This window comes from Paenibacillus gyeongsangnamensis, assembly GCF_027533625.1.
Lineage (GTDB): Bacteria > Bacillota > Bacilli > Paenibacillales > NBRC-103111 > Paenibacillus_G > Paenibacillus_G gyeongsangnamensis.
Genome location: NZ_JAQAGZ010000010.1, coordinates 73101 through 98147, shown reverse-complemented (window position 1 = coordinate 98147; position 25047 = coordinate 73101). Strand labels below are relative to the sequence as shown.

Sequence of the window (25047 nt, the reverse complement as noted above, 5' to 3'; positions counted from 1 at the left end):
TCCTCCTTCACATCGTCGTAAATAAATCATTAAAAAACGCCGGAAGCGCCACAAGGGCGCCGTCGGCGTCGACCGGGAAACGGCCGGGCATCCGCCAGAGTTTTTCTGCTCCTCGGCGGGCCCGGATCAGGTTTCAATCCGCATACGAAGCTCCCGGTCTCCGATAGAGACGGTCTCCATGCCTTCTTCGAAGGCAAACCGTACGCCGGTCAGCAGCACATGGTCGTGCAGCACGCGGTTATGCTCCTCAAGCGCTTCTCTTAGCCCGGAGTCGACGCCCAGAACCAGACCGACGCGCTTCTCGATGGGCAGCTCCAGCTTCTTCCGGTAATCCTGAACGGCGCGTACGACCTCCCGTACGAGACCCTCCTGCTCCAGCTCCTTCGTCAGGACGGTGCTCAGCGTCACCGTGATGCCGTAACCGGAGGCGGAGGCGAAGCCTTCCTTGGCCCGCTTCTCCACCAGCAGCTCTTCCATTATCAGCCGAAGCTCCTCCCCGTCCAAGCTGACCGTCAGAAAGCCTTGTTCGACAACCTTCTTCGCTGACTCTGCGGACAAAGCCGCCAGATGCTGCTGCAGCGGCCCGACGAATTTGCCGTATTTTTTGCCGGCAGCCTTCAGGTTCAGCTTCAACCGGTAATCCACGAAGCTGCTGTCGCCAGACTCGAACCGGATCGCTTTGACATTGATCTCTTCCTTGACAATCTCCTCGAAACGGCTCAAGTCGAGCTCATGAGCCATCGACACGATCAGCTCGGACAGCGGCTGCCGGGTCTTGAGCGCCGTCTCGTTCCGGATATTGCGCGTGAGCTCGACGATTTGCCGGACGGCATTCATATCGCTCTCCAGCTTCCGATCGACGACCGCTTCATCCGGCTTCGGATAATCGACCAGATGAACGCTGTCCCGGCCTCCGAGGTTGCCGTACACGTCCTCAGCGATCAGCGGCATATACGGGGCGATCATACGCGCCAGGGTCAGGAGCACCTCACGCAGCGTCTGATAGGCTGCAATTTTATCCGGCGTCAGCCCCGCTCCCCAGAACCGGTCACGCGAGCGGCGGATGTACCAGTTGCTGAGCTCGTCGACGAAGATTTCGATCTGCTTGGCGGGGTTCAGGAAGTCGTTTGCCTCCAGCCCTTTCTCCACCTGCTGCAGCGTACTGTTCAGCCGCGAGACGATCCACCGGTCCAGCTCGTTCTTGGAGAGCTGCGGCGGATGCTGCTCGGGATCATACCCGTCAATGTCCGCATACAGCACATAGAACGCGTGGGTGTTATGGATCGTATCCACCAGCTTCGACTTGGCATCGGCTACGATCGACTTGGAGAACCGCTTGCTGTTCCAAGGCGCACTGTCCGACAGCAGCGCCCAGCGGAAGGCGTCCGTGCCGAATTCGTCGATGATGTCCCAAGGGTCAATGACGTTGCCTTTGCTCTTGGACATCTTCTGTCCGTTCTCATCCAGCACGTGTCCGGTCGAAATGACGGCCTTATAAGGCGACCGGCCGTTGTACAGCGTCGAAACCGCCAACAGACTGAAGAACCAGCCGCGGGTTTGGTCGATGCCCTCGCAGATCATGTCGGCGGGGTACTGGTCTTGGAACACGCTCCCGTCTCCGAACGGATAATGGTATTGGGCGAAAGGCATCGATCCGCTGTCGAACCACACGTCGATGACTTCCGGCGTCCGGTCCATGATGCCGCCGCAGGAGCAGCGCAGCTTCACTTCATCGACAAACGGCTTATGCAGCTCCAGGTGGTCGCCGATCGGGTTCACCGACTGTTCCTGCATGTCCTTGTAGCTTCCCGGCGCATGCTCGCTGCCGCAGTCGCGGCACAGCCACACATTGAGCGGGGTCCCCCAGTAGCGGTTCCGGCTGATGTTCCAATCGACCAGATCCTCCAGGAACTTGCCGAACCGCCCTTCCTGCAGGTGAGACGGATACCAGGCGATCTCCCGGTTGTTCTCGATCAGCCGGTCTTTGACCGCAGTCGTTTGAATGAACCAGCTTTCCATAGCATAATAGAGCAGCGGAGAGCTGCAGCGCCAGCAGAACGGGTAGCTGTGCTCGTAGCGCTCTTTGGCGTACAGGAGGCTGCGTTCGGCCAAGCTTTTGACCACATCCACATCGCAATCCTTGACGAAGCGCCCCGCATATTCCGTGACGACGTCCATATAGCGTCCGGCCGCATCTACGACATTCACGAAATCCAGTTCATGCCGACGGACGGTACGGTAATCGTCCTCGCCATGGGCCGGAGCGATATGGACGATCCCGGTGCCGCTCGTATCGCTGACGTAATCGGCGTCTACGATGACATGCCCCTTGCTTGCCTTCACATAGCCGAATGGCGGCTCGTAGGCCGTCCCTACGAATTCCGAGCCCTTATGAGTGGACAGGACGACATAATCTTCCTTCAGCACCTTCTCCGCGAGCTGTTTGGCAACCACATACACCTCGCCCTTCTGCTCCGCCTTGACATATTCCAGATCGGGGCCTACGGCCAAGGCTACGTTCGCAGGCAGCGTCCAAGGGGTCGTCGTCCAGGCAAGGAAGATTTCGCGGCCCGAACGGCTCCGGAATTTGACCGTCGCGCTCAGGTCCTTGACGTCTTCGTAGCCCTGCGCCACTTCGTGCGAGCTGAGCGTGGTTTGACAGTCCGGACAGTAGGGACTGACCCGGTGCCCTTTGTACAGCAGCCCTTTCTCATGAATGACGGACAAAATATGCCATACGCTCTCGATATAATCGTTCGTCAGCGTAACGTAAGGATGCTCCATGTCGGTCCAGTAAGCGATGGCCTCGGTCAATTCGCGCCACTGCTTCTCGTACTCGAATACGCTGCTCTTGCACTTCTCCACGAACTTGGCTACGCCGTAGTTCTCGATCTCCTGCTTGCCCGAAATCCCGAGCTGCTTCTCCACGCCGAGCTCGACGGGAAGGCCATGGGTGTCCCAGCCCGCCTTGCGAATGACCCGGTAGCCGGACATCGTCTTGTATCGTCCGATGAAGTCCTTGATCACCCGTCCGAGCATATGCCCGATATGCGGCTTGCCGTTGGCCGTCGGAGGCCCTTCGTAGAAAACGAAAGAGGGCCTTCCCTCCCGGTTGTCGACGGACCTCCGGAACGTATCGTCCCGTTTCCATTGCTCCAGCACCCGCAGCTCGCGGGTTCTCGCTTTTTCCTTCACATCCACTTTTCTCATCGTTCTCATCCTTTCTTCGCCTGTTCTCCAGTTTTTGAAAAAACAAAAAAATCCCGCCCCGTAAGGGACGAGATTTCATCTCGCGATACCACCCTTGTTCCGCAAGGATCACGCTCTAGTCATCCTGCGGCACCTCTACTACGTACCATCATACGCGTCCCTTGTAACGGCAGGATCCCGGGTCAGCTTACTTCGGCAGCTTCAGCTTTCCTTCTCGGAGAGGATTTTCGACTAAGTCTTGAACGTTGGCTTTCAGCGCGGGGCCAACTCTCTGGGGAACAAGAGATTAGTGTACTCTTTCTCGTCAACGAATTTGATCGAACGATTCGGTTTCTTCTGTTGTACACCTATTTCGCCGAAAAGTCAACCGGGCTCCCGCCCCGTTCCGCCAAACGGAGCCGCGATGCCCGAAAGGCTTGACACTCCTTGAACCCGTCTTGTATAGTTTACACATAACATAAACATTGGACGGCTTACGACGGAAGCACCCGTAAGAGAAGGCTTGATGCCTTTTTTTACAGGTGCTTTTTTTTTGTTTGCCCGCCGTCCCGCACCCCACACAACGGAAAGGAAGATTCTCATGACTCAATGCAAAAAGGTTCTGTCAACGCTCCTCGCTCTCCTACTGGTCTGGGCCGTCCCGACGACAGCTGCAGCCGCTTCCCTTGAAGTAACGGCCTCCCTGAAAGCATCGCTCGATAAGACCCTTGCCGCCGCAGACCGTGCGCAGGCGGAGAAGATCAGCGCCCTGTACAACGAGCTGCTGTCGCTTCAGCAGCAGGAGCAGGAGTGGGACAGTAAGCTCAAGGCGCTCCACGAGAGCAATAAGAACACATCCTCGGCGCTGGCCAAGCAGGTCAAACAAATCGATGAAGCCAGCCTGAACAGGCTCGAGGCCGAATTCAACCAGGCAAAGGAACGGTATAAACCGTTATTCGCCCAGTATACCTCGCTCAATAAGCAGATCGACGCGGCCCGGGCAGCGAAGAACAAGGATCTCAGCGCCATGCTTCAGCTTCATGCGAACGTGCTGAAGATCCCGATCAAGCTGGCGCGGATGGACCTTGAGGCCAAGATGAACGCATGGCAGGCCGCCAAGAAGGCTACGGGGCAAAAGGTGAAACGGATCCGAGGCATCCTGGATGACGCCGATCCGATCCGCGAGCAGATCAAAGCGAAGAACAGCGCCGTCCGTACACTCGAAAGCAGTATAACTCCGGCATGGAACGGATTCAAGCAAGCGGCGAGGAAAGGCGACTCCTCCGGCGTGCAGAGCAGCCTTGCTACCGCGGTCTCCCTTTCCCGGCAAATCCATTCAGAGAAACAAAAAACGTATCAGCTGGAAGCCAAAATCAGCGAAATCCTCTCCAAGGCCGGATCCCAAATCCCATGACGGCCAGGATAAACGACTACGCCGTCCTTGTATTACGAGGACCAGCGAGTTTACCAAGGTTGATGCGAAGCTATAAGTTACGGAAACTTATAAATTCTTATCAACCAAGAAAAAACTCAAAGCCGCGGAAGGAGATTCAATCCGCCGGCTTTGAGTTTCCGGGCAATTATTTATGGACAGGCGCTTCGTTTCTCAGCCGGGTCAGCTGCTCTTCAATCAAGGCTTCCCGCGATGCGGTGGCGGCGGCCTTCATCGACTCGGCGTACTCCAGCTGAGCCTCCTTTTGCATAATCCGCTCTTCGATTCGCTGAAACCCATGGACGGCCGCCCCGGTATCCGCCCGGTAGCCGAAGCTTGACGCGGCAGTCTGTTCCTTGTCCTGTACCTTCTGCGCGCGCTGCATAAGCTCATCCCGCTTCGCCTGCATACTTGCATATTCCGTTTGCGCCTGCTTCAGCTGCTGCTCCAGCTCTGCGGTGCGCAGCTTGGAAGCTTCATAAGCGCGCGTATACTCAGCGGCCTGGTCCAAATACGTCTGCCGGGCCTCCAGCGCCTGGCGTGCTTCGATTGTGCGGTCATCCGCCAGAGCCTCGCGCGCCTTCTGCTCGCTCTGCTCCGCCTGCCGGAAGCAGCCCGCGATTTGCTGCTCCCAAGTCCGGGACGATGCCGTTTCCTTGGTCAGCTCCCGCTGCAAAGCATGCAGCTCCTCTTCCATGCTGCGAAGATATTGGTTCAGCATCATTACCGGCTTCTCCATCTTGTCCAGCGTTTCATTCACTACCGCTTTCGTCAAATCCATTAATCTTCTCAGTGCACCCATCGTATATACCTCCCGAAATTGGTTTGGTTTGAAGCAAGTCCGACATAGAACATGCGAATTTGAACCGGAATTACATGAATTGGATATGATCGTAACGCTTAGGAATCAACAGGCTGGCTATGAAATACAGAAGGACGGTCGTTCCGAAGCTGCAGAATGCGGCGATTACCGTCAAGATCCGCACGAGCGTCGCGCTGATTCCAAGATAATCGGCCAGCCCTCCGCACAAGCCTGTAAACCAACGGTCCGAAGCAGAACGATACAATTTTCTCATTTGAAATTTCTCCTTTGCGTATATGGTCGGTGTTTCATTGATGTTCGTTTCATTTGGTGTCGTGCTGTCTTTCATGTCTTTATTGTAAACGGAACGCTCCATCTCCAAAACCGACCGGGGACGGTTTTGGAACCTGGTCTCAAGTCGGGGAAACAACTCGACCGACCGCGACTGACGGACGCTAGAAAACCGTACGGATGCCCGGCAAGTAATTGCTCCCATCCCGCGCCTAAGGCAAGTCAAAAAAGCCCGGATCCGATCAGGGATCCAGGCTTGATTTCTTTATTCAAGTTATTCCGTTACAATGTCATGCACAAGCACGGGCGCTTCCGCATGGTCCGCGATCCGGATGTTGGCGTAAATTTTCTCCACGACATCCTTCACGTCCTCCCGGTTCGCGTGAATGGTCACCAAGGATTCTCCGGCTTTGACCGGATCGCCGACTTTTTTGTTCAGCATCAGGCCGACGGCAAGATCGATGTCGGATTCCTTCGTAGCCCGGCCTGCGCCGAGCCACATAGCCGCGGTACCGATCTCATCGGCGATAATGTCCGCAACCACGCCGTCTTCTTTCGCCGGAACTTCGATTTGGTAAGCGGCTTGCGGCAGCTTCTCCGGATGATCCACGACGGACGGATCGCCACCTTGGTCCGCGATGAATTCCTTGAATTTCTCCAGCGCTTTGCCGCTGCGGATCACTTCTCTCAGCTTCTCTTCGGCTTCCTCAAGCGATGCGGCTTTGTTCGCCAGGAACACCATTTGCCGGCCAAGGGCGAGGCAGAGCTCCTCCAGATCCTTCGGCCCGTTGCCCTTCAGCGTATCGATCGCTTCCTTCACTTCCAGGGCATTGCCGATCGCATAGCCCAGCGGCTGGCTCATATCGGAGATGACCGCCATCGTCTTGCGGCCGACATTGTTGCCGATGCGGACCATCGCCTGGGCCAGTTCTTTGGCATCCTCGGCCGTCTTCATGAAGGCCCCTGCCCCGGTCTTTACATCCAGCACGATGGCGTCGGAGCCTGCTGCAATTTTCTTGCTCATGATCGAGCTCGCGATGAGCGGAATCGAATTGACGGTTGCCGTGACGTCGCGGAGAGCGTACAGCTTCTTATCGGCCGGCGTCAAATTGCCGGACTGGCCGATGACCGCGATTTTGTGCCGGTTCACCAGATCGACGAACTCCTCCTTGCTGATCTCTACGTGGAAGCCGGCGATCGCTTCCAGCTTATCGATCGTTCCCCCGGTATGGCCGAGTCCGCGGCCGGACATCTTCGCTACCGGGATGTCGAGCGCGGCAACGAGAGGAGCTAGGACAAGCGTCGTCGTATCGCCTACGCCGCCGGTGGAATGCTTGTCCACCTTCACGCCTTCAATCGCCGACAGGTCGATCGTTTCCCCGGAGTTCACGATCGCCATCGTCAAGTCCGCCCGCTCCCGCTCCGTCATATCCTTGAAGAAAATCGCCATGGCCAGGGCGCTGACTTGGTAGTCGGGAATTTCGTCTTTCGTATAGCCCTCGATAATAAAGTTGATTTCTTCCGTAGTCAGTTCCCCGCCGTCGCGTTTCTTCTCAATCAGATCCACCATTCTCATCGTCTGCTCTCTCCTCACTTTTGTTCTATGGGGTCTTCCGTATGGTTTTCTATAGGATCCTATCCTTGGGTCCGGTACAGCTTCTTACAAGGAAATGGCCGTGTCCAGCGCCACTTCCATCATGTCGTTAAACGTCGTCTGCCGCTCCTCCGCGGTTGTTTCTTCTCCGGTCAGCAGATGATCGCTCACGGTCAGAATCGTCAAGGCGTTGACACCGAATTTCGCCGCGAGCGTGTAAAGTGCCGTCGTTTCCATCTCGACACCCAGCACGCCGTAGTCCATCAGCTTCTGAACGACGGATTTGTCGTCGCGGTAGAACATATCGGAGCTGAAGATATTCCCGACATGCAGCTTCAACCCTTTGGCCGTGCCGCGCTCATAAGCTGCCTTCAGCAGCGGGAAGCTGGCGATCGGGGAGTAATCGAACCCGCCGAACACATGCCGGTTCATGCTGGAATCCGTGCAGCAGGCCTGCGCGAGAATGACGTCGCGCACGCGGACATGCTCCTGCATCGCACCGCAGGTGCCTACCCGGAACAAATTTTTAACGCCGTACTGGCTGATCAGCTCGTTGACATAAATGCTGATGGACGGAATGCCCATGCCCGAGCCCTGCACCGAGATGCGCTTGCCCTGGTACGTCCCCGTGAAGCCGAGCATGCCCCGGACCTGGTTATAGCAGGTGACATTCTCCAGATAAGTTTCCGCAATATATTTGGCCCGCAGCGGGTCGCCCGGCAGCAGGATCGTCTCGGCGATGTCGCCCGGTTGTGCTCCGATATGAACGCTCATTTCGTTTCCCCCTGATCGATATTATTTCAATTCCGCCAAAAAGCTCGTGCCGTGCGGCGGCATCGTCACGCCGAAATTGTCCGCCACCGTGGCCCCGATATCGGCAAACGTCTTGCGGAGCGGAAGCTCCCGGCCGCCGCCTTCCCGGAACCGCGGCGAATAGACGAGAAGCGGCACATACTCGCGGGTATGGTCAGTCCCCCGGTAGGTAGGATCGTTGCCGTGGTCGGCGGTAATGATCAGGAGGTCGTCCTCCGTCAGCTTGGCGAACAACTCCGGCAGCCGCGCGTCGTATTCCTCCAGCGCTTGACCGTACCCCTGCGGGTCGCGGCGGTGTCCGTACAGCGCGTCGAAATCGACGAGATTGACGAAGCTGAGTCCGGTGAACGGCTCGTCCATCGTGGCGACCAGCTTATCCATCCCGTCCATATTGGAGACGGTGCGAACCGCCTTGGTTACGCCTTCGCCGTCGTAGATATCGGATATTTTGCCCAGCGCGATGACGTCATAGCCTGCATCCTTCAGCGCATTCATCGTCGTAGGACCGAACGGCTTCAGCGCGTAGTCATGGCGGTTCGCCGTCCGGGTGAAATGCCCTGGCTCCCCGACGAACGGACGGGCGATGATCCGGCCGAGCATGTAAGGGTCCTCCAGCGTAATTTCCCGGCAAAACTCGCAGATTTCGTATAGCTCCTTCAGCGGAACGACCTCTTCGTGGGCCGCGATCTGAAGCACGGAATCGGCGGAGGTATAGATGATGAGCGCCCCCGTCTTCACATGCTCTTCGCCGAGCTCAGCGATAATTTCCGTACCGCTTGCCGGCTTGTTGCCGATCACTTTGCGGCCGGTCTTTTCCTCGATCCGGGAGATCAGCTCCTCCGGAAATCCGTCCGGGAATACCCGGAACGGCGTATCGATACGAAGCCCCATGATCTCCCAGTGGCCGGTCATCGTGTCCTTGCCACTGGAGGCCTCTTGCATCTTGGTGTAGTAGGCCATCGGCTTGTCCGCTTTCGGAATCCCTTGAATTTCCCGAATGTTGGACAAGCCCAGCTTGGCCATATTCGGCATGTTCAGTCCCCCGCGCTCGCGGGCGATATGTCCGAACGTATCGACATCGAAGTCGTCAAACTTGGCAGCGTCAGGCGCTTCCCCGATCCCTACCGAATCCAGCACAATCAAGTGAATCCGTTTAAACTGAGCCATGCTACCCCGCTCCTTTGCTAGGTTTTACTAATTACAGGAACAATCCCGCTACCGTAGCGGACAATACACTGACCATCGTGGCCCCGTACAGCAGTTTGAGACCGAAACGGGCCACCACATTGCCCTGCTTCTCATGCAGCCCCTTCACGGCGCCGGCAATAATGCCGATGGACGAAAAATTCGCGAACGATACGAGGAACACCGATATGATGCCGATCGTCCGTGCGGACAAAGCGGTATGCTTGCCAAGATCCAGCATCGCCACGAATTCGTTGGACACCATCTTCGTCGCCATGATGCTGCCCGCCTCCACCGCTTCCTTCCATGGTACCCCCATGACGAAAGCGAACGGCGCAAAGATATAACCGAGAAGCTCCTGGAAGGAGATGCCGAAAATGCCGGTGAAGATGCCGTTGACCAGCGCGATCAGCGCAACGAAGCCGACCAGCATCGCCGCGACGACGACGGCCACCTTGAACCCGTCCATAATGTATTCGCCTAGCATTTCGAAGAACGACTGCTTCTCTTCATCCTGCACTTCCAGAATATCCTCTTCTCTCGAAACTGTATACGGGTTAAGGATCGAAGCGATAATAAAGCCCCCGAACAAGTTTAACACAAGTGCGGTAACAACATACTTCGGATTAATCATTTGCATGTACGCGCCGACAATTGACATCGAAACCGTAGACATGGCGGAAGCGCAGAGCGTATAAAGACGCTGCTTCGGCAGCATGCCGATTTGCTTTTTAACGGAAATGAATACTTCCGATTGCCCGAGAATCGCGGAAGCGACCGCGTTGTAGGATTCCAGCTTGCCCATTCCGTTGATTTTGCTGAGCGCCAGACCGATATATTTGATAATGAAAGGCAAGATCTTCGTGTACTGCAAAATCCCGATCAGAGCGGAGATAAAGATGATCGGGAGCAGAACCGACAGGAAGAAGGTCATTTGACCTTGATTGACGAGACCCCCGAATACAAAATTGACGCCTTCCCCCGCATAGGACAGCAGCTTCTCGAATATCGACGCGAAGCCTCCGATGAGGAGCTCGCCGATACCGGTATGCAGCAAGGCAAAAGCAAGCAGCGCCTGCAGGACGATCATGATGAAGAGCGGCCGGTAGCGGATTTTCCGGCGGTCGCTGCTTGCCGCATACGTCAGGCCGAACACGACCAGCACACCCAGAATAGCGATTAAATATCTCATGATGTGTATTCCTCCACTGTGAATGTATTCTAAGTGTTCCTTTCTTAAGCGCTTACAACACGCTTGTAAGAAGAAAGATCCCGAAGGGATTAATTCTTCTTCATATCTCCGGCTTGAAACGCCCCCGGAAGCAGCTGGGCCATCGTCCACTCCTCAGTATTCCCGTGGAGATTTGTTAAATAAATCTTGGTATCGTGGTCGCAAAATTCCGCCAGCACCTGACGGCAGGCCCCGCATGGGGATACCGGCCCGTCCGTATCGGCGACGACCGCGATCGCTTCGATCTTGCGGTTGCCTTCGGAGACCGCCTTGAAGACGGCCGTCCGCTCCGCGCAGTTAGTCAAACCGAAGGAGGCATTCTCAATGTTGCAGCCCTGGTATACTTTCCCGCCGGATACCAGCGCGGCGCCTACCGGAAAATGCGAATAAGGAGTATATGCCTGTTTGCGCGCTTCGATGGCTTGCCTAATCAGCTGCTCTTTCATCCTCATTACCTCCTTGGATTGGGGGTGTTAAGCTTAATAAGATGAGGCGGATTGGCCGCCCTCCATAATTTTCACGCCGGAGCTGGCCCCGATCCGGGTAGCGCCCGCTTCGATCATCTTCATCATGTCTTCCAGGCTGCGCACGCCGCCGGAAGCCTTCACGCCAGTCTTCTCGCCGACGGTCTTGCGCATCAGCGCTACATCCTCCGGCGTCGCTCCGCCCGTGGAGAAGCCTGTGGACGTTTTGACAAAATCAGCGCCGGCCTTGACCGCAAGCTCGCAGGCGCGCGTTTTTTCCTCGTCGGTCAAAAGGGAGGTTTCGATAATGACCTTCACCAGCGCCTTGCCTGCCGCCGCTTCGACAACCACGCGGATGTCCTTCTCAACAAGCTCGTTGTTTCCGTCCTTCAACGCTCCGATATTGATGACCATATCGACCTCGGTCGCGCCGTTCGCAATCGCGTCCTTCGCTTCAAAGGCTTTTACAGCCGAGGTCGAGGCTCCGAGCGGAAACCCGATCACCGTGCACACCTTCACCTCGGTCCCCGACAGCTGTTCGGCCGCATAGGCCACCCAGGCCGGATTTACGCAAACCGAAGCGAACGTATATTTCTTCGCCTCTTCCGTCAGCTTCGTAATCTCCGCCTTGGTCGCATCCGCCCGCAGCAGCGTGTGGTCGATCATTCCCGCTAAATTCATGTTCATTTCGCTCCTTTATATGCAGTTAGAAAATAACGTACAACGCAAGAGTCTCTTTCATTCTTCTGCATTCGTACGCATATTATGCGTTTTCAAATCATTAATGGATGACTGCATGACTATCATAGCACGGACATGAACAAATGTAAAATGGTAAATGAAATTATGTTCAGATGAACTTGAGAAAAAGAAGGCATACTCCATTCGTATGCCTTCCGCACGCAAAACAAGCCTGCCGCAGCCGCGGCAGGCTTGTGCCCGATAGGATTCGGTTCAGGATTAGTACTCCATGAAGACTTACCTTAATAAAGCTTGGGCCGTGTACTGATCCGTCACCAAAATGTTGGCATATTTGCCGGTCAATGCGGCCCGGATCGCATCGATCTTCCGCTGTCCGCCGGCTACGAGAATCGATTTCTCCTTGTTCCGCAGGTCCGACAGGTTCATCCCTACGGTACGGTTGTCGATCTCTTCGCTGCAAATGCGGCCCTCAGCATCGAAGAACCTTGAGCATATATCCCCGGCACCGATCCGCTGAAGAAGCTCCTGCTCTTCTTTATTGAAGTAGCCGAGTCGGAACAGCAGCGCATCCTCTCTGACGGTCCCTACCGTAAACACCGCAATGTTGGCCTGCCGGCCCAGCTCCATGATCCGCTGAATATGCCGATCCTTCTCTACCATCTCTTTTACGGCGATATTGTCGAATACGACCGGGAGCGGCAAATATCGGGGAGCCGTATGGAACGCTTCGGCGAACAAATTGACCGTTTCCGCGGCAAACGTATTTACGTGAGAATGACTTACACCGCCTTTAAGCTGAACGACCTCCACGCCTCTCACCTGCTTCGGCTGCAGCTGGCGCGCCACCGAGTACATCGTGGTTCCCCAGGTAACCCCGATGATATCTTTATCCTGCACCGTCTCATAGAGATACTCCGCGGCTCTCCGGCTGATATGCTTCTGAATTTCCTGGTATTCGCCCGTCGGCGAATAGCAGACGAGTACCGTATCCAGCATATACTTTATTCTCAAATCATGGCCCAGTGCGTCCAAATCCTCGAGTGGGTCCACGATGTCGATACGAACGTAGCCGCGTTCTTTGGCATGCTGAAGCAGCCTGGAAACGGTCGGACGGGAGACGCCGAGCCTTGTCGCGATATCCTGCTGACTGTAATCGGAGAGGTAATAAAGCCTCGCCGCTTCGATGCTTAACCGCTGTTTCTCATCATCCATCGATTCCAACCCGCTTCTTGTTAGTTTTCCGTTCCGGGGAGACTGCGGTCTCCTCAAGCTATTGAGAAACCCATGTATTGGAAAGATATACCACGGTGTCCCGGTAGGGTATCCCCTTCCGGCCGCTGTTGTTATCGGAAAATTTTTAATTTATTTCGCTATCCGGCAGTCATTTTCCGATAACAAAGGCGGACGCTATCGCTCCTACAGGGGATACCCCACCTATACCTTAGCATTTTTTCCGCATATCAGGGTTTTTCGTCAATCCCTGGAGACCACGGTCTCCTACTCCCTTATTATAGTCCCCTTCGATAGAAGCACAAGCCGCGAAAAAAGGCACCGACGATAAGCGGTGCCTGTTACATGTGCTTATTCTTTTACCGCGATCATGATATCATAGTCAAACCGATCGATGGTATCGGCTGGAATGTCAAACGGATTGACCGGAATCAGCCGGTTGGGCTCCATCCCAAATACCCCATCGCCGGTATCCTTTTTAAGTCCTTCCCTGGCTATCCATTCATCAATCCATGCATACGCGTGGTTCATCTGCTCGCGGTCGCCGCGGCAGGGCAGGAGGGCATAGGTTCTCGCGGGAATGTGAAGCCGCTCCGTGCCATCCGGAGTGCGTTCCCCGCGGCCGATTCGGATTCCAACCCGGAGCTCGAGCTCCTCTTGAGGCTCGGTGATCCACTGGGGAATCAATACGTACCCTATGTTCCTCTCCGTCCATTCGACTCCGTCCCGTTCCACGATGGCCTGCAGTTCATGCCACGCCCTGCGCACATCTTTCGGAAGCTGAAAATGTTTCATGCTCCCCTTCGCCTTGACGGTTAACAGTTCAAGCGCTTCTCCAGATACCAACCGCGCCTCCATCGCAACGCCTCCTTATGGCTTTACCTACGCAGGAATTGGACATGATTTCCTTTATGCCATTATACCAAACCCCATAAATTGGTAAATAAGAAAAATCTCCGTGTCCCCGGACAGTCCTTTAGCGCTTATTCCTACGATTGCGCTTAGGAGGGTTGGGTATGGGGTTCCAGCCGCTGTTAAAGTCATCCGGCTTGAATTGGATGGGAGTTTTCCGGCGCCCGGAGTACCCGCATCGCGTTCAGAACGGCCAGCAAGGTCACGCCGACGTCGGAGAACACCGCCTCCCACATGGTGGCTATGCCGAAGGCGCCGCAAAGAAGAAATACCGCTTTGATCCCCAGGGCAAACCAAATATTTTGCCAAACAATCCTGCGGGTACGCTTCGCAATGGAAATCGCAGCCGCGATTTTGGAAGGCTCGTCGTTCATGATGACGATATCCGCCGCTTCAATGGCGGCGTCCGAGCCTAATCCGCCCATGGCTACGCCTACGTCCGCCCGGGCCAGCACGGGGGTATCGTTAATGCCGTCCCCCACGAACATGATTTTCTCTTTCGGCCGCTTATGCTTCTCCAGCTTCTCGAGCTCTTCGACTTTATGCTGGGGAAGCAGCTCGGCATGCACCTCGTCGATGCCCAGCTCCCGGCCAACCGCTTCCCCCACCGCCCCGGCATCGCCGGTCAGCATCACGGTCTTGCGAATCCCGAGCTGCTTCAATGAACGGATGGCTTGCGCTGAATCCTCCTTCACTTCGTCAGCAATGACAAGGTAACCGGCATACTTTCGTCCGATGGCGATATGAACGATCGACCCCGAGACCTTAGGCTGCTCATACGGGATGTTCTCCTTCTTCATCAGCTTAGCGTTGCCTGCCAGTACCTCTACGCCCTGCACCGACACCTGGATGCCATGTCCCGGAATTTCATGATAGCCTGTAAGCCGCTCTTCCTTCATTTCTTTCCCGTACGCTACGCGAATCGATTCCGCGATGGGATGACTGGAATGCAGCTCCGCATAGGCGGCGTAATGGAGAAGCTCCTCCTTGGAGCGGTCCCCTTGCGAATGGATGCCGATGACTTTAAACGCTCCTTTCGTCAGCGTACCGGTCTTATCGAATACGACATATCGGATATCGTTCAGCGCTTCCAGATAATTGCTTCCTTTCACGAGAATACCGGCTTTAGAGGCTGCCCCGATGCCGCCAAAGAAGCCCAAAGGAATGGATACCACGAGCGCGCAAGGACAGGAAATCACAAGAAACACGAGCGCTCGGTAAATCCAATCAGAGAACACAGCGCCGCTGACGACTAGAGGAGGAACGACGGCCAACAGATGAGCTATAATGACGACGACCGGCGTATAATAACGGGCAAATTTGGTGATAAAACTTTCAGTCCGAGCTTTTTGGCTGCTTGCATGCTCGACTAATTCCAGAATTTTCGAGACGGTGGATTCCCCGAAACCCTTGGTTACTTTAACGGTCAGCACACCGTTTTTGTTTATGAATCCGCTAAGCACGCTGCTTCCGATTTCAACTTCCCGCGGCACCGATTCGCCCGTCAGCGCAGACGTATCAATCATGGAGCTGCCCTCGACCACTTCGCCGTCCAGAGGCACCTTTTCACCGGGCCTTACGATAATGTAATCGCCGATGCTTACCGCCTCCGGCGGCACCCGCTTGGTCTCGGTTCCGGTCTTCAGGTTGGCATAGTCCGGCCTAATGTTCATAAGCGAGCTGATCGACTTACGGGAACGGTTGACGGCCATGCCCTGAAGCAGCTCCCCGAGCTGGTAGAACAGCATCACCGCAACGCCTTCCGGATACTGCCCAATCGCAAAAGCGCCGATCGTGGCGACCGACATCAGGAAATATTCATCGAACACTTGGCCGCGGATGATGTTTTTAACAGCCCGTAATACAACGTCGCCGCCGATCAGGAGATAGGCCGCCAGGTACAAACCAAGCTCCGGCCACCCGGATAAGGGAGCCGTCATTCCAATTCCGGTTAGAAGGGCTCCTGCTGCCAAGCGGATGATCAGTTTTTTGTTCAGTCCGTGCTCATGCGAATGCGGTTTGTGTTCGTCCTTAACATCCCGATGCTCATCTTGATGCTCGGAGGCGGCTCCTCTTCCCACCGGCTTCCCCTTTACGGATACGGCAATATGCCGTTCGATCCGGTTAACCGTTCGGATCGCCTCGGCAACCGTCTCTTCACTCCGGTTCGCAGCGGTCTCTATCGTTAGGGTCTTCGTCATCACATTGACGGCGCACGAGGCCACGCCTTCTACTTTTTTAACGCCGTTCTCAATTTTCATCGCGCAGTTGGCGCAATCCAATCCTTCGAGCAGCAGCTCGACTTTGGTTATGCCTTGTCCTTGGTTCAAGAGCCCCATCCTCCTACCCGATTCCATCAATTCATAATATATGAGTATATATTCATATGTTATGTTCATTATAGTGCTGTCTGCAAGTTCCCGTCAACCATTCCTGCGCCCGACTTATCTCCATTAATAGTAATGATTTTGCTTAATACAAAAATTCGTTATAATAGAAACAGCCATGGAGAACAGGTAGGTGGAAGAATGGATCAACATGTTATGCCCGCAGAGGAATGCGATGATGCGTGCTCCGGTTCCGAACAGGACCTTCATTTGATAAAATCGGCCATGATGAGCCCGACTTCGGCCGTTCATATGGCGGATTGGTTCAAAGCCTTCAGCGACCCTACGCGAATCCGCATCATTGATGCCTTGCTTCAAAAGGAATTGTGCGTCCACGATCTGACGGTCTTAATGAACATGGGACAATCGGCGATCTCCCATCAGCTAAGGTCCTTGCGAAATATGCGCATCGTCAAACGCCGGAAAGTAGGCAAAACCGTTTTCTACTCGCTCGATGACACGCATATTGAACAAATTTTCCTTCAGACGCTGCATCATATCGGACATGAGTAAGCTAGGATCAAATAACGTGAAAGCAAACTTTTCAGCCCTTTCGCTTCCCAGCAGGAAGCCGGAAGGGCATTGTTTGTGTTCCGGGACAAAAAAAATCAATGCCAGGAAATTGATCCGTAAACCCTTCCTATGCCTTAAAATCGGCGTTACAAAAATGGATGATTGCCGGAAACGGGGCTCCGGTGTAGATTAAATTCAGCGTTCCGATTGTAATACCAACTACCATGTGAACGGAGGGCAGACTTCATGGATTCAACTTTGAAACCGGTTACTCACGCGTCATCCCAAAGTAAGGGTGATATAAGAACGGGCCGAATTAAGCAGATTTGGACGGGAATCGTACGAGACCGATTCTTATATGTATTGGCGCTGCCAGGCCTGCTTTATTTTCTTATATTCCGTTATGTGCCGATGTGGGGAATTGTCATTTCCTTTCAGAACTATTCCCCCTACCAAGGAGTCACAGGGAGTCCTTGGGTGGGATTGGAGCACTTTCAACGTTTCTTCTCGAATCCGGATTTTCTCGTACTGTTCCGCAATACGTTAGCGATTAACGCCCTGTCTTTGGTTCTTTTCTTTCCGCTGCCGATTGTTTTGTCCCTGATGCTTAACGAAGTGAGAAACGCGATGTACAAAAAAATCATTCAATCCATCGTTTATTTGCCGCACTTTCTCTCCTGGGTCATCATTGTAGGGATTACTTTCCTCTTATTTTCGACAGGTGATGGAGCGGTTAATCAAATCCTTGTCAGCTTAGGGTTCTCCAAAATCGATTTCTTGACGAACAAAAATTATTTTTGGGGGATGCTCACGGCACAGTCCATCTGGAAGGATGCCGGATGGGGAACGATCATCTTCCTGGCTGCCATGGCGAGCATCGATCCTCAGCTGTATGAAGCAGCCAAGATGGATGGAGCAGGCCGTTTTCGCCAAATGTGGCATGTCACCTTGCCCGGTATCCGGTCGGTGATCATTATTTTGTTGATCTTACGGCTAGGTCATATTATGGACGTCGGTTTCGAGCAAGTCTTCCTAATGATGAACGGCGCCGTCTCCGAGGTTGCGGATGTTTTCGATACGTATGTGTACCGCTTGGGTGTAAAGCAGGGACAATTCAGCTATAGTACGGCTGTCGGGCTGTTTAAATCCGTCGTCGGGCTTCTGCTGGTCATCGGGGCGAACAAGCTTGCCAAAAAATTCGGCGAAGAAGGCGTATATTAACATGAAGGAGGGGCCAGACCGTGATACAAAACAGAAGTGACCGCGTCTTCAATGTGGTGAATGTCTTCCTTCTCGGAGTCATCGGCATTATTACTTTCTTCCCGCTCTACTATGTCTTTGCCGTTTCATTCACGGATCCTTCGGTTTATTCGTCGAATGAAATCAGGCTGCTTCCGGCGAAATGGAGTTTGGCTTCCTACAAATACTTAATGTCCACCGATGCTTTTCTTCATGCTATAGGAAACAGTGTATTTCTGGCGGTTGTCGGCACGGTGCTCAGCTTACTCGTCACCTCCTGCCTTTCCTACGCCATATCGCGCAAAAGATTGCAGGGACGCAAATGGATGATGCTGCTGATCCTTCTGACCACCTTATTCAATCCGGGGATTATACCGCCGTATTTGCTGGTACGGGACTTGCATCTTATCAACAGCACTTGGTCGCTGATTTTACCGGTACTGACCAGCGGATGGTATATTTTACTGATGAAAGGCTTCTTCGACAGTATTCCGGCAAGCCTCGAAGAAGCAGCGAGAATCGATGGCTGTAACGATATCAGCGTTTGGTACCGGATCATCTTGCCGTTATCGCTGCCTTCGCTTGCCGCATTCGGGTTGTTTTACGCCGTAGCTTATTGGAACACCTTTTTTACGGCGCTCTTATACATCAATGATTTTACGAAGCATCCGCTTCAGGTATTGCTGCAAAACATGCTGATCGACGCTTCCACGGCGGCAGGCGGTTCTGCGGCGGCCGAGATGATGTCCGAGCAGCGGATTCCGCCGGAAACGCTGAAGATGGCGGCGGTTGTCATCGCTACCGTACCGATTCTCTTGGTCTACCCTTTTCTGCAAAAGCATTTCGCCAAGGGAGCCATGGTCGGTTCCGTCAAAGAATAAGTCCCACAAATCAGGAGGTCTAGAGAAAATGAACAAGAAAACTTCAATGGTTGTCGCTTCCGCTTTATTGGCTTCTTCGCTCCTCTCAGCATGCTCGTCCGGCGATAAATCCGGCCAGGCGGCGGGCGGTACGGCAGGAGCCTCGGGAGGGAAGCCGACGGACATCAGCATCATGACCATGTATTATACGCCGGAGCCTCCGGGACCGGACAACGTCATCATCAAAGAAGTAGAGAAAAGAACAAACAGCAAGCTGAAGATCACATGGGTTTCGCCGAACAATTACGCGGATAAAATTAACGTCACCTTGGCCTCCGGCGACATTCCGGATTTGATCCTGCTGGATGACCCCTTCAGCGCACAGGTGCGCGGCATGGTGTCGCAAGGCGCATTCTGGGATCTGACCCCGCTCCTTAAGGATTACCCGAATCTGATGCAATATCCGAAGGAATCGTGGGAAAATACGAAGCAGGCGGACGGCAAAAATTACGGCATTCCCCGTCCCCGACCTACCGATGGCGGCGGCTTCCCTTATATACGCAAGGACTGGCTCGATAAATTGAATCTTCAAGTTCCGAAAACGACCGACGATCTGTACAATGTCATGAAAGCGTTCGCCGAAAAAGATCCGGGCGGAAAAGGCACCATCGGTTACGTAGGCTTCGTGGATCAAAACGGAATGTCCTATTTTGGACAGATGCAAAACAGCTTTACCAAAACGAACGGAGACTGGAAACTGGTGGACGGCAAGCTGGTCAACGTAAACCTGCTGCCTGAGATGAAGGACTGTCTGGTATGGCTTAACCGTGCTTATAAAGAGAAGCTGATTCCTGAAGACTTGGCGGTATTAAAAAATACTCAGGCCAAAGATTTGTTGAAATCGAACCGCGGCGGCGGGTTCCAGGATACGGTCGAAGCGGCCTGGGAGCCGACGGAGGAGCTTCGCAAGACCGATCCGAAGGCGGATTTCCTGCCGCTTGTATCGCTCAACGGCTATTCCAATAAAGACAGCGGATTTTTCGGAATGTACGCAATTCCGAAGTCCGTTCCGGAAGCGAAGGTCAAGCAGTTGCTTAAATTCATGGATTATGGAGCGAGCCAAGAAGGAAGCGATCTGGCCAGCTTCGGCTTGAAGGATGTACACTACACCGAGAAAGACGGCATCAAAACGCCGACCGAGCAGGCAAAAAAGGATATTGTCGCCCAACAAGCCTTCGGTCAAATTTTCTTGAAATATGACCCTTATCAGCGCGCTTACAGAACAGGTATGCCTCAGGATGTGCTGGAACGCAACAAAAAAATTATCGATGAGAAAGCCAAGATCAGCATAGGCGACCCTTCTGTCGGTTTGAATTCGGATACGAACGTCAAGGTAGGAACCGAGCTCAAGAAGAAAATTCAAGATATGAAAACCAAGGTCATTATGGGCAAGGAGCCGATCAGCGCATGGGATGATTATGTCGCTAAGCTGAAGGCCGATCCGGATTTTATCAAAATTACGGCCGAGATGAACGACGCTTACCAAAAAAGAATGAGTGCGAAGAAATAACACTCTCACCCCCCGATCGGGAAGTTCAGGCGACGGGGGGAATTTTTCATGACTATATGCAGCCGCGTCGGGGTTAAGTATAATAAAAGAACACGACGCGGGAAGAGGGAGAAGCTATGTGGTTTCGGTGGAGGCAGCTATGGCAATGGTGGACCCAGCGCACCGGTAAGAGCAATTTTTATCGCAAAAGCTTGATATTGGTGCTTTGTATTACTAGTCTGCCTACAGCGATTATCGGGATCACCTCCTATTTAACGGGACGCTCGCATATAGAGAATGAGATTATTAAGAATCACGAGGCGCTGCTGAAGAAAACGATAGACCGCATGAACGATAATTTTGCCCAGCTCGAGCTGGCAGCCACTCAGTGGTCTCTTGACAGCAGATTGGACGCACGTTTACACGATATCAATCTGAATGAAGACTATAATATAACGCAAAGTCTATACCGCTTCTTAGGTGTGATGAAGGGAGCTTATCCGTTAATCGATCAGGTGCATTTGTATTTAAATCAACGGCAGCCGATAAGCGTTTCCGATATTGAGGGGATCGTACCGATTACCGATGAGCAGGACCGCAACCGGTTTCATTCCCTGCTGGATCAGGGTAAAGGAGTATTCTGGATCGATTCGCTCAATAAAGCGAATGCCAAGGGGGCCGGCTCTTACGTCGCTTTGGTGCACAAGCTTCCAAGCATCGGTCAGCCTTACGGCGCTCTCATTTTTTACCTGGATAAAGCCAAGCTGGTGCAAATGGTGGAGGAAATGACTACAGACGATAAAGGAGCCTCCTTTCTTATGGGGAAGGACGGGCATATTATCGTATCCCAGACGATCACCGACCCCGAACAAGCGTCGTTGGAGTCGGCTATTCAAACTGATTTGATGAAAAGAAACGAAGAAAACGGCTCTTATTTATTCAGCTGGAAAGGTCAGTCGTATTCCGTATCCTACGGGGAGTTTTCCAGGCTGGGGAAGCCGTGGAAGTATGTGACCGCCAGTTCCCTGTCCCAAATGACGGCGCCGGTCGTCATTATGTCGAGAATCATGTTAGGCATCGGCTTATTCGGGCTTCTGATGGCCGTTCTGCTTTCTTGGGTGGCATCGAACCGCTTATATCGCCCGATCGGGCGGTTAGTCAGCGTGATTAAGGAAGACAAGCCCGTTCATGACAGCCTTGGAGATGAGCTGGAATTTATTGAAAGCCAATGGAACCATTTGAGCCAAGAGAGCAAAGCGCTGGAGTCGAAGCTGGAGCAAGCGTATCCTTCGCTCAGAGCCGCTTTCTTGATGCAGCTCGTGCAGGGGCACTTTTATTCTTTAAGCGAGCCGGAGCTGCGGCGCCGAATAGAGGGCTTCGGATGGCAAGCGGAATCCCGATGGTTCGTTGTCATGCTTATTCAGATAACCGGATTCTCCAGAGTCGACGGCAGATTTATGGAAAGCGAAGACCAGTTGGTGACGTTTGCGGCAGCCAATATCGCCCAAGAAATCATCGGTAAACGAAGCTGTCAGGCGGAGATCATTAATTTTCAGGATTTAACGGTCGGCATTCTGCAATCCTATCCGATCGAAAAATCGAAACAGCAGGTTAAAGAGGAGTTGTATCTGTTAGCGAATGACCTGACTCGAACGATCAGCTCGCTGCTCAAGGTGCAAAGCGCGATTTGTATCGGAAGATTAACCTCGCAGGCCAAAGATATCCCTCAGATGCTGCCGTTTTTGCGCAGCGCGATCCGTTACCGGGATTTGAAAGAGGATTATCAGGTGCTCGACCTGGAGGAAATGCTGCCTAGCGCCAATCATCATGTCCAATACCCTTTTGCTCTTGAGAAGGAACTGATACAGGCGATACGAATGGGTCAGGGCGAGCAATCCATGCGTCTTATCGATGCTTTCGTCATGGAGTTTGTCCGTCAATCCGGCAAAGAGAAGCTGCTTCAGGAAGGAGTCATGCAGGTGCTGGGAAGCATCCTGCATACGATGCTGGAAGCCGGCTTTCATCCGCACAACTTATTCGGGGGCGACAATCTTTACGAGCAATTGAACCAGCTTCGCGAGCCGGAGCAGATGATCAAGTTTTTCCAGCGCAAGGTCATCTCGCCTTACACTGAGAAATTAAGTCAGCATCAGGACATCCACATGAAACAGCTCATAGAACAAGTTACGGAAATGCTGAGACAGCGGTTTACCGATGATATATCGCTTGAAGCGTGTGCGGAAGCTTTCAACACTACCCCTTATGCGCTCAGTAAAGCGTTCAAACAGATCAACGGAATAAATTTTATTGATTATTTGATACAACTGCGATTGGATAAGGCAAAGGAATTGCTCGGCGGCACGGACCTGAAAGTAAATGAAATCGCCGAATCGATCGGATATCAGCCATCCTACTTTATACGTTTGTTCAAAAAATTCGAGAATATGACGCCCGGCCAATATAGAGATAAGTTTATGGCAATGAAATAGTCCATGCAGATCTTGAACGTGACTCGTATGAGAGACATTTTTGGAATAAATGTGACCCTCATAGCGGGTCATTTTATTGTTTTCAGAGGGCGAAAGGTCCGATTCAAACGGCCGGGAAGATGCAGGCTCCATCGATACCGGATCGCCAGCATTCGAATTCCCGCCGCGCCCAGGACAATGAACGTAAGCTGAATCGAGCTTGTCCAGCCGAGCCACACGCAGCCCCCGCAGAGCAAAGCCAGCACGGCATGAATCTCTTCCTTCAAGGCGAGCGGCTTACGCCCGGCCAGGAGGTCCCGGATCATCCCTCCGCCCAGTCCCGTGAACATCGCCGACAAGAGGAGCACGCTCGCGTGATCATGAACCTGCTTCGCGGCTAAGGCCCCTTGCAAGGCAAAGGAGGCAAGTCCTATGGAATCGAAGAACAAGCCCCATCTTCGCCAATGATGCATCCAGCCGGACGGCAGTAAGACGATCAGCGTCAGCGTCGCTAATACGATAGCGATCGTAAACGAGTCCCAAAGCCCGGAAACCGGGGCTTCAATGATGACATTCCGGATGATCGCCCCTCCGAAGGAGGTCGTAAATCCGAGCACAAAAACGCCGATAATGGAATATTCGGCCTCCATGGCCACCATAGCTCCGGTTGCGGCATAAGCCATGATACCTAAAACATGCAGTACGATCCAAGACATGCAGAAACCTCCGTCGTTACCAGGATAAACGGCTACGCCGTCCTTGTTTTATAAGGACCAGCGCGTTTACCAAGGTTGATGCGATGCTATAAGTTACGAAAACTTATAAATTCTTATCAACTAAAATAAAAAAACTCCTCCTTAAGGAGGCAGCCGAGTCACGGCATGCCGTTCCTTAAAGAGGAGTAGTAAGTTAGCAATCCCTACTAAGCTACCATTCCACTGGAATGATGGATTGTCAATAGAACAAGAACATTGGTTATCCCTGTTCCATACGCTTGACAATATGTTTAATATTATAGCTGAATCGGATCCGGTCTTCAATGGTATCCTAAGCTAAGCCGCCAAGCTCCCCTGCTACCTCCTCCGGACTTGGACGGCTCCGACCCATCCTAGCAGCCCCAATAAACCTAACCAGCCCCAGTGGGAGCGGTCCTTATCATTCACAGACTGGATAATGGCGGAACCAACCGAAGGATTATAAACCTCATAGCTCTGTGCACGGCTTGCCGAAGGGTAAAACCCGTTGCCCGTATAGCCTGAGCCTGAAAATCCGGATGCGCCGTAGGGACCTCCAGAGCTCGCCTGCGAGTTCGTTGAAGGAGCGGTCTCCGCAAGCATAGCGGAACATACCAACAGACTGATCACTAAGCCGGAGAGCAGAGCAGCCAGGAGCTTGTTAAAAACCATGGGTAATTCCTCCATCCGTTAGCACCAATTGCTTCTAGCATGCCCATAGACGGCGGGGATTATTTGGCCGTCTAGGCAGCCTGCGCTCACCACCGGATTTGCTGAATCAGATCAATCATCCGTGTCCGCTCCTCAAGACTTGCCGGCCACCGGGCGATTTCGTTCCGTATACGCTCCAGGTTGGTGTATCCCTTGGCTAGTCCGTTCAACCGGGCCGCAAGGGTGGAATTGACCAGTTCCTTCTCATCCCGATAGAGGGCGCTCAGCTTTTCCATCGCATCCGGGTATCTTTTTAAATAATACTTTTGATGCCGGTCCTCGGCCAGGTAAAATCCGCTATAAGGAGCTGCCTCGGTTTGCGGTTCTCCCTTTCCTTGTTCCTTCCGCTGCCTTATCACGCGTTGTATAGCATCCCATTGCTTCTCGTCCCGGTACAATACCAAGGAGCGGTATTGGCGCCCTTTATAATCATTGATGTTGACCGGGTTATGATGCTCCCAGAACACCTCCAGCAGTTCTTCGATCCGGATGATATCGGGTGAAAAATCGATCTCGACCGTTTCCGAATGGTCCCCCATCCGGCGGTAAGTCGGGTCCTTCGCGGTCCCCCCGGCATACCCCACGCGCGTTCTTATCACGCCGGGCAAATGGCCGAAGAGCGCTTCCGGACTCCAAAAGCAGCCCATTCCAAGCGAAACGGTTTGAATCGTTGAGCACATGATAAACCCGCCCTTATCTTGTTCTTGAATGCATTAATCCTAGTTTAACTTGAATATGGCA

Annotated in this window: 21 protein-coding genes and 1 other annotated feature; of the genes, 6 read left to right on the top strand and 15 right to left on the bottom strand. The window is 53.4% G+C overall.

The genetic code is table 11. The features are described 5' to 3' along the window. Positions 1 to 126: 126 nt before the first annotated feature. A complete protein-coding gene (ileS, locus tag O9H85_RS16435) occupies positions 127 to 3210 on the bottom strand; it encodes an isoleucine--tRNA ligase (protein ID WP_269882501.1) in 3084 nt (1027 codons plus the stop codon). Between the two features lie 60 nt (positions 3211 to 3270). Further along, positions 3271 to 3527 (bottom strand) — a binding site (T-box leader). A 263-nt stretch (positions 3528 to 3790) separates the two neighbouring features. On the opposite strand from ileS, the gene O9H85_RS16430 reads away from it, so the two are divergent. After that, positions 3791 to 4603, top strand: coding sequence for a coiled-coil domain-containing protein (locus O9H85_RS16430; RefSeq protein ID WP_269882500.1), 813 nt, complete (start codon positions 3791 to 3793; stop codon positions 4601 to 4603). Positions 4604 to 4769: 166 nt separating this feature from the next. On the opposite strand, the gene O9H85_RS16425 is transcribed toward O9H85_RS16430, so the two are convergent. The 11 genes from O9H85_RS16425 to O9H85_RS16375 form a co-directional block, all read right to left on the bottom strand. Further along, a complete protein-coding gene (locus tag O9H85_RS16425; protein WP_269882499.1) occupies positions 4770 to 5423 on the bottom strand; it encodes a PspA/IM30 family protein in 654 nt (217 codons plus the stop codon). A gap of 70 nt (positions 5424 to 5493) precedes the next feature. Beyond that, a complete protein-coding gene (locus O9H85_RS16420; protein ID WP_269882498.1) occupies positions 5494 to 5697 on the bottom strand; it encodes a PspC domain-containing protein in 204 nt (67 codons plus the stop codon). A gap of 291 nt (positions 5698 to 5988) precedes the next feature. Then, entirely contained in the window at positions 5989 to 7290 is a 1302-nt protein-coding gene (locus tag O9H85_RS16415) for a pyrimidine-nucleoside phosphorylase (protein WP_269882497.1), read from the bottom strand. Between the two features lie 84 nt (positions 7291 to 7374). Next, positions 7375 to 8082 carry a purine-nucleoside phosphorylase gene (gene deoD / locus O9H85_RS16410; RefSeq protein ID WP_269882496.1) on the bottom strand — a complete coding sequence of 236 codons (708 nt, stop codon included), beginning with the start codon at positions 8080 to 8082 and terminating at the stop codon, positions 7375 to 7377. Between the two features lie 21 nt (positions 8083 to 8103). Beyond that, positions 8104 to 9288 (bottom strand): phosphopentomutase, encoded by a 1185-nt coding sequence (gene deoB / locus O9H85_RS16405; RefSeq protein ID WP_269882495.1) that lies wholly within the window; start codon positions 9286 to 9288, stop codon positions 8104 to 8106. A 31-nt stretch (positions 9289 to 9319) separates the two neighbouring features. Continuing rightward, on the bottom strand, positions 9320 to 10498 hold the full coding sequence (locus tag O9H85_RS16400; protein ID WP_269882494.1) for a NupC/NupG family nucleoside CNT transporter: 1179 nt from the start codon (positions 10496 to 10498) through the stop codon (positions 9320 to 9322). Positions 10499 to 10587: 89 nt separating this feature from the next. Beyond that, a complete protein-coding gene (locus O9H85_RS16395) occupies positions 10588 to 10983 on the bottom strand; it encodes a cytidine deaminase (RefSeq protein WP_269882493.1) in 396 nt (131 codons plus the stop codon). A 33-nt stretch (positions 10984 to 11016) separates the two neighbouring features. Further along, positions 11017 to 11682, bottom strand: coding sequence for a deoxyribose-phosphate aldolase (gene deoC / locus O9H85_RS16390; protein WP_269882492.1), 666 nt, complete (start codon positions 11680 to 11682; stop codon positions 11017 to 11019). A gap of 297 nt (positions 11683 to 11979) precedes the next feature. After that, entirely contained in the window at positions 11980 to 12915 is a 936-nt protein-coding gene (locus O9H85_RS16385) for a sugar-binding transcriptional regulator (RefSeq protein ID WP_269882491.1), read from the bottom strand. Between the two features lie 369 nt (positions 12916 to 13284). Further along, on the bottom strand, positions 13285 to 13791 hold the full coding sequence (locus O9H85_RS16380; RefSeq protein ID WP_269882490.1) for a GyrI-like domain-containing protein: 507 nt from the start codon (positions 13789 to 13791) through the stop codon (positions 13285 to 13287). Positions 13792 to 13973: 182 nt separating this feature from the next. Continuing rightward, positions 13974 to 16175 carry a heavy metal translocating P-type ATPase gene (locus O9H85_RS16375; protein ID WP_269882489.1) on the bottom strand — a complete coding sequence of 734 codons (2202 nt, stop codon included), beginning with the start codon at positions 16173 to 16175 and terminating at the stop codon, positions 13974 to 13976. 198 nt (positions 16176 to 16373) lie between these two features. Here O9H85_RS16375 and O9H85_RS16370 point away from each other — a divergent pair, with 198 nt between their 5' ends. The 5 genes from O9H85_RS16370 (at position 16374) to O9H85_RS16350 (ending at position 22882) form a co-directional block, all read left to right on the top strand. After that, positions 16374 to 16745, top strand: a complete 372-nt coding sequence (locus O9H85_RS16370; RefSeq protein ID WP_269882488.1) for an ArsR/SmtB family transcription factor — start codon at positions 16374 to 16376, stop codon at positions 16743 to 16745. 246 nt (positions 16746 to 16991) lie between these two features. Then, entirely contained in the window at positions 16992 to 17966 is a 975-nt protein-coding gene (locus O9H85_RS16365) for an ABC transporter permease (protein WP_269882487.1), read from the top strand. Between the two features lie 20 nt (positions 17967 to 17986). Next, positions 17987 to 18865, top strand: coding sequence for a carbohydrate ABC transporter permease (locus O9H85_RS16360; protein ID WP_269882486.1), 879 nt, complete (start codon positions 17987 to 17989; stop codon positions 18863 to 18865). Positions 18866 to 18893: 28 nt separating this feature from the next. Next, the gene (locus O9H85_RS16355; RefSeq protein ID WP_269882485.1) at positions 18894 to 20414 is read left to right on the top strand and encodes an extracellular solute-binding protein; all 1521 of its coding nucleotides are present in this window, start codon (positions 18894 to 18896) and stop codon (positions 20412 to 20414) included. Between the two features lie 116 nt (positions 20415 to 20530). After that, positions 20531 to 22882, top strand: coding sequence for an AraC family transcriptional regulator (locus O9H85_RS16350; RefSeq protein WP_269882484.1), 2352 nt, complete (start codon positions 20531 to 20533; stop codon positions 22880 to 22882). A gap of 68 nt (positions 22883 to 22950) precedes the next feature. Here the strand turns inward: O9H85_RS16350 and O9H85_RS16345 are convergent, their stop codons facing one another. The 3 genes from O9H85_RS16345 to msrA form a co-directional block, all read right to left on the bottom strand. Beyond that, entirely contained in the window at positions 22951 to 23577 is a 627-nt protein-coding gene (locus O9H85_RS16345) for a trimeric intracellular cation channel family protein (RefSeq protein WP_269882483.1), read from the bottom strand. Positions 23578 to 23934: 357 nt separating this feature from the next. After that, entirely contained in the window at positions 23935 to 24267 is a 333-nt protein-coding gene (locus O9H85_RS16340) for a WGxxGxxG family protein (protein WP_269882482.1), read from the bottom strand. Between the two features lie 86 nt (positions 24268 to 24353). After that, positions 24354 to 24986, bottom strand: a complete 633-nt coding sequence (gene msrA, locus O9H85_RS16335; protein WP_269882481.1) for a peptide-methionine (S)-S-oxide reductase MsrA — start codon at positions 24984 to 24986, stop codon at positions 24354 to 24356. Positions 24987 to 25047 lie beyond the last annotated feature (61 nt).

Bases quoted from the DNA above. Each gene is read 5' to 3' on its own strand.
- deoC (WP_269882492.1), bottom strand. From the start codon at position 11,682: ATGAATTTAGCGGGAATGATCGACCACACGCTGCTGCGGGCGGATGCG.
- msrA (WP_269882481.1), bottom strand. From the start codon at position 24,986: ATGTGCTCAACGATTCAAACCGTTTCGCTTGGAATGGGCTGCTTTTGG.
- O9H85_RS16350 (WP_269882484.1), top strand. From the start codon at position 20,531: ATGTGGTTTCGGTGGAGGCAGCTATGGCAATGGTGGACCCAGCGCACC.
- O9H85_RS16385 (WP_269882491.1), bottom strand. From the start codon at position 12,915: ATGGATGATGAGAAACAGCGGTTAAGCATCGAAGCGGCGAGGCTTTAT.
- O9H85_RS16430 (WP_269882500.1), top strand. From the start codon at position 3,791: ATGACTCAATGCAAAAAGGTTCTGTCAACGCTCCTCGCTCTCCTACTG.
- O9H85_RS16420 (WP_269882498.1), bottom strand. From the start codon at position 5,697: ATGAGAAAATTGTATCGTTCTGCTTCGGACCGTTGGTTTACAGGCTTG.
- ileS (WP_269882501.1), bottom strand. From the start codon at position 3,210: ATGAGAAAAGTGGATGTGAAGGAAAAAGCGAGAACCCGCGAGCTGCGG.
- deoB (WP_269882495.1), bottom strand. From the start codon at position 9,288: ATGGCTCAGTTTAAACGGATTCACTTGATTGTGCTGGATTCGGTAGGG.
- O9H85_RS16400 (WP_269882494.1), bottom strand. From the start codon at position 10,498: ATGAGATATTTAATCGCTATTCTGGGTGTGCTGGTCGTGTTCGGCCTG.
- O9H85_RS16415 (WP_269882497.1), bottom strand. From the start codon at position 7,290: ATGAGAATGGTGGATCTGATTGAGAAGAAACGCGACGGCGGGGAACTG.
- O9H85_RS16395 (WP_269882493.1), bottom strand. From the start codon at position 10,983: ATGAAAGAGCAGCTGATTAGGCAAGCCATCGAAGCGCGCAAACAGGCA.
- deoD (WP_269882496.1), bottom strand. From the start codon at position 8,082: ATGAGCGTTCATATCGGAGCACAACCGGGCGACATCGCCGAGACGATC.
- O9H85_RS16370 (WP_269882488.1), top strand. From the start codon at position 16,374: ATGGATCAACATGTTATGCCCGCAGAGGAATGCGATGATGCGTGCTCC.
- O9H85_RS16340 (WP_269882482.1), bottom strand. From the start codon at position 24,267: ATGGTTTTTAACAAGCTCCTGGCTGCTCTGCTCTCCGGCTTAGTGATC.
- O9H85_RS16365 (WP_269882487.1), top strand. From the start codon at position 16,992: ATGGATTCAACTTTGAAACCGGTTACTCACGCGTCATCCCAAAGTAAG.
- O9H85_RS16345 (WP_269882483.1), bottom strand. From the start codon at position 23,577: ATGTCTTGGATCGTACTGCATGTTTTAGGTATCATGGCTTATGCCGCA.
- O9H85_RS16380 (WP_269882490.1), bottom strand. From the start codon at position 13,791: ATGGAGGCGCGGTTGGTATCTGGAGAAGCGCTTGAACTGTTAACCGTC.
- O9H85_RS16355 (WP_269882485.1), top strand. From the start codon at position 18,894: ATGAACAAGAAAACTTCAATGGTTGTCGCTTCCGCTTTATTGGCTTCT.
- O9H85_RS16425 (WP_269882499.1), bottom strand. From the start codon at position 5,423: ATGGGTGCACTGAGAAGATTAATGGATTTGACGAAAGCGGTAGTGAAT.